Raw genomic sequence first — 9,648 nt, forward strand, 5'->3', positions numbered from 1 at the left:
AGAGCTATTCCATCACCTTGTTGGATCTGAATCTTGCACAGATCGAGAAACAGAAAGAACTGAACAGGAAACAGGCATTCACCCCATCCCTCAGCCTGCAAGGGAATTATGGGATTTCTGGATGGAATGATAATTACAGTAATACATTCAGCGACAGCTTCTCTTACTCGGTGAGTGTAGCACTTCCCCTTGATGGATTCATCCCCAACTCACGTACCCAGGTAGGACTTGCTTCCCTGGATGACTCACTTGATAAACTTGCCTTGCAGCGTCAGCAGGCGCTTCAGCAGATGGAAGTGAGTGTCATCTCCCAGGTACAGAATCTGAATATGCTCGCCCTGCAAGCAGACCTTGCCGAGCAAAGCTTGGCAGTGAGTGAAAGGCTCTATGAAGCACAGGTTATCCAATACGACAGTGGATACTTGGATTTCGTGGGTCTTGAAGAATCGAGAAATAACCTTATGCGCGCAAAACAAGGAGTGCTTGGTGTGCAGTACCAATACATCAGTGCCCTTATCGACCTACTCTACGATCTGAATATTCCAATGAAGGAGTTTAATCTATCCCATGAATTCTAATACATCAAAAAAACGCATTGTCGAGGTAAGTGTACTCGTCATCTTGATCCTTGCAGCGACTGCTGTCATTGTCATCAATCCTTTTGCCGGACTTATCGAGAAGCAGAAAGCAAGTGAACCCGAGGTAGTGGAGGACGCAACCGTCTCGGTTATCGTACAAGCGCTCGAGCCACGGAACTTGCAAAACGTAATCCAAGGAAATGGTAATGTAATCGATCCCAGTTCGATTGATGTCTATCCTGAGGTTGCGGGGACCCTTACCTCTCTCTTGGTGAGCGTCGGCGAAGAGGTTGAAAAGGACCAAATTATAGGGACTGTTGATCCATCCCGTGCTGGGATGGTGTTTAAGGAGAGCATCATCAAGGCTCCCGCCTCTGGAACGGTACTTGCTCTTCCTTTCGTACAAGGAGCGATGGTAACCGCTCAGGCACCCATTGCACGCTTGGGTATGCTTGAGGAGTTGGAGGTTGTCATGTCCATCGCTGAGCGGAATATCGGTTCAGTGGAAATTGGTACCAAGGCCAGGCTTTCGTTCAAGGCTTTTCCTGGGAAAATATTCACTGGTACGGTAACTCGTCTCAGCCCGGTTCTCAATCCCGCGACCAGAACCTTGGAAATCGGGATAACCGTGGATGACCCTGAGAAACAGGTCAAGAGTGGTATGTTCCCTGCGGTGGAACTCCATACTGAACATCTTGAGGATGTATTGGTTGTTCCTCGTTCTTCACTTCTCTATGCAGGTGCCCAGAGCTATGTATATGTGGTTGACTCGAACAATGTGGCACATAGGAGGAACGTGGAGATCGGCATGCAGGTATCTGATGCGGTACAGATTGTCTCAGGATTGGAGATAGGTGATCGTTTGGTCATTCAGGGACAGAGCCTCCTCAACGATGGCGCTGTTGTGCGCATTGTTCAATAGGAGGGTCTATTCATGAATGTAACCAATACCGTTGTACGACGACCGACTACCATCATTGTCATCTATGTACTGCTGACAGTGCTTGCGTTGGTTGTCTTTCCCAATCTTGCAGTGGAACTGTTTCCGGAAATGGATCTTCCCATGGTCATTGTCTACTCCTCCTACAGAGGTGCAAGTCCCGAGACCATGGAGAGTAGGGTAACCAAACCCATTGAAAGTGCTGTTTCCAATGTCGGGGGAATAAAGACCATCAGTTCCACCTCATCTGAGGGGATAAGCATGGTCATGCTGGAATTCGCCTACGGAACGGACTTGGACAAGGCTAGCCAATCTATCAATGACAACCTTAACTTGGTAGCAGATTTCTTCCCCGATGATGCAAGTCAGCCAACCATCTTCAAGCTGAATACCAACATGGTGCCGGTGATGAATATCGCCCTACGCAGTTCCAGTGGTAAGGATGCCAATGAGCTCAGGGCCTTGATGGAGGATGTCATCCAGAACCAGATCGACCGGGTTAGTGGGGTTTCCACCACATCAATCAATGGTGGTCAGGATGCCATTGTGCAGGTTGCAATTGACCAGAACAGGTTGGAAGCGTATGGGGTAACCCTGAGCCAGGTCTCCTTTGCATTGAGCCCACAGAATGTGCAGATTGGAGCGGGTACCCTGGTGGAGGGTGACATTTCTTACTTGCTCAGGACCGATGCAGAGTTCTCATCCCTCGAAGAGATTGAGAATGTCGTGATCATGAGCATCCCGCGCTATGACAATACCGGCAATGTAACAGGATCGAGTGTTATCCGCCTTAAGGATTTGGCAACTGTATCCTATGCATTCCGCGATGCAACAAGCCAGGTGTACATCAATGGGGAACCAGGGGTATACCTCTCTGTCTCGAAGGAATCTGATGCAAATACGGTGCAAGTTGCCCAGCGGGTCCATGAACTCATAGACCAGTTGAATAATGAGCTTCCTGATGACCTGAGCCTGGAAGTCATTGTGGATACCTCTACAATGGTTGAATCCACCATCAATGCAGTGTATGAATCATTGTTCTACGGAGTGATTCTGGTCATGGTCGTCCTCTTTATATTCCTTAGGAGTATTAAGTCGACGCTCATTATTGGAGTGGCAATACCAATATCCATGCTCCTTACCGTACTTTCCATGTTCTTTTTGGGCTATTCACTGAACCTGATGACCTTGACCGGGCTTATCCTTGGGCTGGGCATGACGGTAGACAGTTCCATCGTTGTTCTGGAAAATATTTTCCGCTATCGCGAACGAGGGTCTAAACTGGATGCAGCAGCAATCCTTGGTACCAAGGAAATGATTGTCTCCATCGTTGCCTCCACCTTGACCACAGTGTGTGTATTTGTCCCGATGGTTCTGCTGAGAAGTAATCTTGAGATGCTTGGGGAGATGATTACCCCAATGGCTGGAACCATCATCATCAGTCTGCTTGCTTCCTTGATTGTCTCCATTACCTTGATTCCTGTCCTCTCCAGCAGCTATGTGAAGATCTATACCCGAAAACAAAAGCCGCTTCGCTTCCGTGTACTTCGCTTCATTGATGACAAGGCAGAGGATGCCTTCGAGGCTCTGGACCGTGGATACAAGCGAGTGCTCTCGCTTCTCATTGATTACCGCTGGCTTACGTTGCTGCTGGTGGTACTGATCATGGTACTGACCTTCCAAGCCTTTGGTGCGATGCATCAAAGTCTCTATCCGACCATGAGCGAAACTTCTGTCACCGTGAGCGTAACACTTCCTGAGGGAACAACCCTTGAAACGACTGAGAGTCTTCTTCGTGATTTGGAAGCAAAGGCAAAGCAGGATATTGTCGGCTACAAGGACCTGATTGTGACCGTCGGAGGCGGTGGTATGTTCGGTGGAGGCGGTGGAATGTTAGGTGGAAGTGGAAGCAACAGCGGATCCCTGCAGATTTCTCTTACAGATGATAAATCAGCCGACACCATGCAGGAAGTGCAGGAGAAGCTCCGTCAATACTTCCCGCTCTATCCATCTGCCTCATTCTCATTCAGCCAGATGTCCATGGGACTGGGGAACCTCAACCCGGTTGATGTAGTGGTGAAGAGTGACGACCTGGATCTTGCAGTCGCTACCGCTGAGCAGATCCGTGACCTGATTGATGAGAATCTGCCGGGAATAACGGAAGTTCGCACTGACTTTACCAAGGGCTTGCCTGAATTCAGGGTGATTATCGACCGTGAACGTGCCTATGCATACAATCTCACCATGCAGAGTATAGCCAATGAGATAAGCTACAGTGTGAATGGTCTTACTGCTACCCAGCTAAAGAATGACGGGAGTGAGACAGATGTGGTGGTCATCCTCCAGGATGAGGACCGCTCCAGCGAGCTTGACCTTAGGCGTATCTTTGTACGCAATTCCATGGGTGAGAAGATCAGCTTGGATAATGTAGCCTCCATAGAGAGAGCCACAGGTCCTGTTTCCATCAATCGTGAGAATGAGATGCGTACGGTCCATGTGCTGGGAGGGTTGAGAGATTCCTACGCTGTAAGCCAAGCTGAGTCAGACATTAAAGCCTTGATAGACGAAAACCTGCAACTTTCAGATGAAGTATTCATTGAATACGGTGGGGATTTTGCTGACATGACACAGATGTTCAGCCAGGTCTGGCTGATCTTGGCTCTTGCGATCGTCTTGGTTTTCGGGGTAATGGCATCCCTGTTTGAATCATTTAGGAATCCATTCATTATCCTGCTCTCCATGCCGCTCATGCTTGTCGGTGTTGTTGGAATCTATCTGATAACCGGAGAAACATTCAGCTTGATCAGCGCAATCGGGCTGATCATATTGGCTGGTATTGTGGTAAATAACGGTATTGTATTGATTGAATACATCAATCTGCTGAGAAGGCGAGGCATGAAGATCAAAGAGGCTTGTATTGAGGCTGGTGGCAACCGCCTCAAGCCGATTCTCATGACCAGCTTTACCACCATCTTCGGTATGATTCCCCTTGCCTTCTTTGGGGGACAAGGAGCAGAGCAGATCCAGCCTATCGGACAAACAATCATCGGTGGAATGACAATCAGTACACTGATGACCATTTTCTTCACACCGGTGCTCTATGCACTCTTCAACCGCGATAAGCGGAAGCAGGATGTAGAGAGTATTGAAAACTATGCAGAGGGGGAGTGAGATGAGAAGAGTGGAAATTATTGCAGCCCAGGCAATCCTGGAAGATGTCCTGGAAGCATTTGAGCACTACGCAGTACCAATGCACTACACGATCATTCCTACTGCCCACGGAAAAGGAAACACCATCCCCAAGCTTGGGGATGATGTGTGGCCGGAAGAGAACTTTATCATGATCATGTACTGCGAGAATGCAACCCTCGAGAAAATTGAAAAGGCCATACAGCTGGTGAAAAAGAAGTATGACCATGAGGGAATTGGTTACTTTGTAATCTGAGGAGGTACCAACTCTGTTTTTACAGAGCTGGTTGCCCCTGTTTTGGTGTAGACCAATTGGGTAGGGTAGGCAAACTCAATGCCTTCTTTCTTGAATGCCCTCACAAGTTTGAGATAGATCTCCTGTTGGGTATCCATATAGATGTTATAATCATTGGTTGGCACGTAGTAGACGGTTTCAAAGTTCAGTGAGAAGTCCCCGAAGGCAAAGAAGTGGGACCGATCACAGATGACGCCTTCAATGGTCTGTACTGAGGCGATGATATCCTTGATGATGGTGGGAATCTTCTCCAGTTTCTCGGATGGGGTCTCATAGAGTACACCAATCTTGAAGACAACCCTACGCCTGAGCATCTGTTTGTAGTTGTGTACGCGGGCAGCGGTCAGGTCGGAGTTGGTGATGACCATCAGCTCACCGGAGAGAACCCTGATGCGGATCGATTTGATGCCAATCCGTTCAACCACGCCTGCATTGTCACCAAAGACGATGAAGTCACCCAACTCAAAGGGTTTATCAAAGAAAATGACCAGGTAGCTGAAGAGGTCCCCTAGGACCCCTTGGGCTGCAATGGCAACGGCAATACCTCCAACGCCAAGGCCGGCGAGGGCAGTGGAGACATCGAGACCGAGGTTTGCCATCAGGAAGATGATTCCGATAATCCAGAAGATGAATTTGATCAGTGACAACAAGGGTTTTAGATTCTTTTCCCGATCATGATTCGCCCAATCTTGTTCAAAATACCTTGAGAATGCCAGCTCCAGTGTTTTATTGAGAGAACGGACAATGATGAAGGTCATGATGATGGAGAAACTTATCTTCACGATGTTCTGGATCTGATCATTAAATGCCACCATCTCCACCGCTACGGTCAGCAATCCGAGGAAGGTCAAGGGAACAGCAATTTTTTGGAAGAACCGCATGAAATTGAGGTTGATGGTTTTCTTCCCTTCCTGTTTCCTTGCCTCCAGTTTGCGGATTCGACGTTTGAGGATGATGTTCACCAACAATAAGATAAGTGAACCGACGACAATAACCGAAAGTGCTTTTAGATATTCCCATTCCAATAGTGTTTGCATACATCCCAGTATAGACAGATTTTTCCTGCCTTACAAATGAAAAAGGAAATCTTGCTTTGTGTGGGAGCCCTGGTAAGGTATAATCATACACAAACCAAGGAGTATGTGTGATGAAACTACATGATATACAGATGCGTGACCCATTTGTACTTGCCGATAAGAAAGCCATGACCTATTACCTCTATGGGACCACTGACAAGGACCCATGGAAAGCACCCGGTGTAAGCTTTGAAGTGTACCGTAGCTCTGACTTGCATGAGTGGGACGGTCCTTTCACAGTATTTACCCCAACAAAAGGTTTCTGGGGAACCCATAACTTCTGGGCTCCAGAGGTGCACACCTACCAGGGTAAGTACTATCTCTTTGCGACATTCACAGCAGAAGGGCACCGTCGCGGTACCCACATCCTTGTCAGTGAATCTCCCATGGGTCCGTTTCTCCCTGTTTCGGATGCTCCTGCCACCCCGCTGGAGTGGGAGTGTCTGGACGGTACCTTCTTCCTTGACGATGCAGCACAGCCTTGGATTGTCTTCTGCCATGAGTGGGTGCAGATCAATGATGGAGAGGTATGTGCCAGGAAATTGAGCAGTGATCTCAGTACGCCAATTGGGGATCCTGTACTGCTTTTCAGGGCTTCAGAGGCTTCTTGGCCGAAAGCACTGGTCAGAAGGGATGGGTCTGGGTTGATTGATGCAAAAGTGACCGATGGTCCGTTTTTGTACAGAACCAGTAAAGGCACGCTCTTGATGCTTTTCTCCAGTGTTGCTGCATCCGGTTATGCAATGGGATATGCAACCAGCGAAAGTGGGACTATCCTTGGCCCATGGAAGCAGGTAGACAAACCACTGGTAAGCAGTGATGGTGGGCATGGAATGATTTTCCAGACCTTTGAAGGGGAACTCTATCTTACCTACCATAGTCCGAACAAGACCCCGAATGAGCGACCATTCTTTGTTCCTCTTACTGAAACAGAGGGAGGTCTTGCATGCCGATAGAGAGAAAGCGACTGGTCCAGGAGATGAATCCCAAGGTAGACGCTTGGGACCCCGATTCCTTTCTCTCTGTGGGAAATGGGAACCTTGCCTATACCGTCGACTGTACCGGGACACAGAGCAGGATTTCCCATACAAAAGGAAAGACACCGCTGTGTACCATGTCCAGCTGGGGATTTCACGACTACCCTGGAAAAGAGCAGAAGCACTACGAGCGGCTCATCCTGAAGCAGTATGAACATGCAGGGAGGACTGTCGGCTATATGAGTGATGATACCGCCCAAGAGGAGCTTTTTCATGACCTCCGGGTGAATCCACACCGATGCAATCTTGCTCATATTGGTTTGCAAGCGAGTGTTCCATATGACATCAACAAGGGTAAATCCTTCACACAGGAACTGGATCTGTACAGTGGGGTTATTACCAGTGACTTTATGGTCGAAGATGAACCTGTACAGGTTCATACCCTCTGTCATCCGAAGCAAGACCAACTATCCTTTCGCCTAAAGTCCCCACTGCTTGAGAGAGGGAAATTGCATCTTTCCCTACGTTTTCCCTATCCATCCCATGACATTACCGCCAGTGATTATACAAAACCTGGGAATCATCAAAGTGTTTTGGTGGAGTATGGTGATGGCCGGTACTGCATCAAGCGAACGGTTGATACGATGCAGTATGAAGTGCAAATACTGGCAAGCAAGCCCAGCGTTCTTCAGCAAACAGCAGCACATGAGTTCATTGTTTCTTCGTCTCACGAGTTGCTGGAAGTTGGTGTGTTGTTCCAACATGGCAAGGAGAGGGAAGAAGTAGTGGACTTCAGCCAAGCACTTGATGCCTGTACTCTCCACTGGGCCTCCTTCTGGCAGGATGGTGCCTTTATTGACCTTTCCCTTTCATCTGATCCAAGAGCACAGGAATTACAACGACGCATGATCCTCTCACGCTATCTGCTTGCCATCCAGTGCAGCGGGAATACCCCTCCATCGGAGACCGGGCTTACCTGCAACAGTTGGTACGGTAAGTTCCATCTGGAGATGCACCTCCTCCATGCTGCACACTTTGCCCTCTTTGGCCAGGGCGAGTTGCTGGAACGTTCTCTTTCCTATTATCTGGATATTCTCCCTGGGGCATATGAACGGGCCAAGAGCCAAGGCTACAAGGGTGGGCGATGGCCCAAGATGACTGACCCAAGTGGAAATGACAGTCCCTCTGCCATTGGTACCTTGCTCTGCTGGCAACAGCCACATCCCATATTCTACGGCTCTCTCCTGCGGAAAACGTATCCAGAGTCAGACATGCTGTCTTCATGGGTTCCTGTTATTCGGGCAACTGCTGACTTCATGGTGGACTATGTAATCTGGGATGCGAAGAGAAAAGCGTATGTACTGGGCCCACCGGTAATTCCCGTCCAGGAGAACCATGACCCTGAGAAAACACTCAATCCAACATTCGAGCTCTCTTATTGGAGATGGGCGCTCTCTGAGGCCATGGATTTCATGAAACAGTTTGAGCAACCGGTTGATCCCACATGGAAGCATGTTTTGGACAATCTTGCCCCTCTCCCGATGAAAGATGGGCTCTATCTTGCCCAAGAGAACTGCCCTGATACCTACACAACCCATGCCTACGACCATCCCTCCTTCCTGTTCAGTCTTGGTCTGCTGGACGGGCGGGATGTCGACCAAAAAGTCATGGAACATTCCCTTATGAACGTTATGGAGAAGTGGCAGCTCAATGAGCTATGGGGGTGGGACTTCCCCTTGATGGCCATGACTGCAGCAAGGTTGGGAAAACCAGGATTGGCTCTTGACCTCTTGTTGATGGACTCGCCGAAAAACACCTATACTGCCAATGGGCACAATGCCCAGAGACCGAAGGAAGACCTTCCTCTCTACCTCCCTGGTAACGGTGCGCTCCTGCTTGCCATTGCCCTGATGGCAGGCGGTTGGCAGGGATGTGAAACTCCGCATCCTGGTTTCCCAAAAGATGGGTGGATAGTACAGGCGGAAGGTTTGAAAACGTTTTGGTAGGAGTGGCATGAAAAAAGAAGTGGGGCGCCTGGTGCGTCTATCCATTGGCTTGTTTGCTTATGCGGTTGGCATTGTACTGACGATGCAGGCACATATAGGCTACAGCCCATGGGATGTATTCCATGCCGGACTGTCAGCCCTGTTTTCCATGAAGATAGGCAGTATGACGATTATCGTTGGGATCTTGATTGGTCTTATTGTCCTCCTGGGTGGAGAAAAGATAGGGGTGGGGACCATCAGCAATATGGTGGTCATCGGCCTTTTTATCAATGTCTTGCTGGATAGTGGGCTGTTTCCTGAGCGATCGCACCCTGCCATCGGCGCACTGCAGATGATCGGCGGGCTGTTTGTCATCTCCTTTGCATCCTATCTCTATATCTCCTCTGGGTATGGTGCGGGTCCACGTGACTCCCTGATGGTATTTCTCTCCAGGAAAAGTGGATGGTCCTCCGGTACCTGTCGTGGAATCCTGGAGATTGCTGTCTCCCTGATTGGATTTCTCCTTGGTGGCATGCTGGGATGGGGCACCCTGCTCAGTGCTGTCATGATCGGGTTCTGTATCCAGATCACCTTCAGCATCCTACGCT

General features: G+C 49.0%; 8 protein-coding genes. 7 read left to right on the top strand and 1 reads right to left on the bottom strand.

The genetic code is table 11. The features are described 5' to 3' along the window. The 4 genes from AB7S66_RS09085 to AB7S66_RS09100 form a co-directional block, all read left to right on the top strand. Positions 1 to 578 (top strand): TolC family protein (locus AB7S66_RS09085; RefSeq protein ID WP_428519258.1); only part of this gene is annotated, 578 nt, incomplete at its 5' end. Next, a complete protein-coding gene (locus AB7S66_RS09090; protein WP_428519260.1) occupies positions 568 to 1,500 on the top strand; it encodes an efflux RND transporter periplasmic adaptor subunit in 933 nt (310 codons plus the stop codon). The genes AB7S66_RS09085 and AB7S66_RS09090, both read left to right, overlap by 11 nt. Before the next feature lie 12 nt (positions 1,501 to 1,512). After that, a complete protein-coding gene (locus AB7S66_RS09095) occupies positions 1,513 to 4,689 on the top strand; it encodes an efflux RND transporter permease subunit (protein WP_428519262.1) in 3,177 nt (1,058 codons plus the stop codon). A gap of 1 nt (position 4,690) precedes the next feature. Beyond that, positions 4,691 to 4,963 (top strand): PG0541 family transporter-associated protein, encoded by a 273-nt coding sequence (locus AB7S66_RS09100; RefSeq protein ID WP_428519264.1) that lies wholly within the window; start codon positions 4,691 to 4,693, stop codon positions 4,961 to 4,963. On the opposite strand, the gene AB7S66_RS09105 is transcribed toward AB7S66_RS09100, so the two are convergent. Continuing rightward, positions 4,948 to 6,039 carry a mechanosensitive ion channel family protein gene (locus AB7S66_RS09105; RefSeq protein ID WP_428519266.1) on the bottom strand — a complete coding sequence of 364 codons (1,092 nt, stop codon included), beginning with the start codon at positions 6,037 to 6,039 and terminating at the stop codon, positions 4,948 to 4,950. The two genes, AB7S66_RS09100 and AB7S66_RS09105, sit on opposite strands and share 16 nt — an antisense overlap. Before the next feature lie 110 nt (positions 6,040 to 6,149). Here AB7S66_RS09105 and AB7S66_RS09110 point away from each other — a divergent pair, with 110 nt between their 5' ends. The 3 genes from AB7S66_RS09110 to AB7S66_RS09120 form a co-directional block, all read left to right on the top strand. Further along, on the top strand, positions 6,150 to 7,034 hold the full coding sequence (locus tag AB7S66_RS09110) for a glycoside hydrolase family 43 protein (protein WP_428519268.1): 885 nt from the start codon (positions 6,150 to 6,152) through the stop codon (positions 7,032 to 7,034). Then, positions 7,025 to 9,061 (top strand): hypothetical protein, encoded by a 2,037-nt coding sequence (locus tag AB7S66_RS09115; RefSeq protein WP_428519270.1) that lies wholly within the window; start codon positions 7,025 to 7,027, stop codon positions 9,059 to 9,061. The genes AB7S66_RS09110 and AB7S66_RS09115 overlap by 10 nt, the downstream gene beginning before the upstream one ends. 7 nt (positions 9,062 to 9,068) lie before the next feature. After that, on the top strand, positions 9,069 to 9,648 hold a 580-nt coding region (locus tag AB7S66_RS09120; RefSeq protein WP_428519272.1), incomplete at its 3' end, for a YczE/YyaS/YitT family protein.

This window comes from Sphaerochaeta sp. (assembly GCF_050178175.1).
Taxonomy (GTDB): domain Bacteria; phylum Spirochaetota; class Spirochaetia; order Sphaerochaetales; family Sphaerochaetaceae; genus Sphaerochaeta.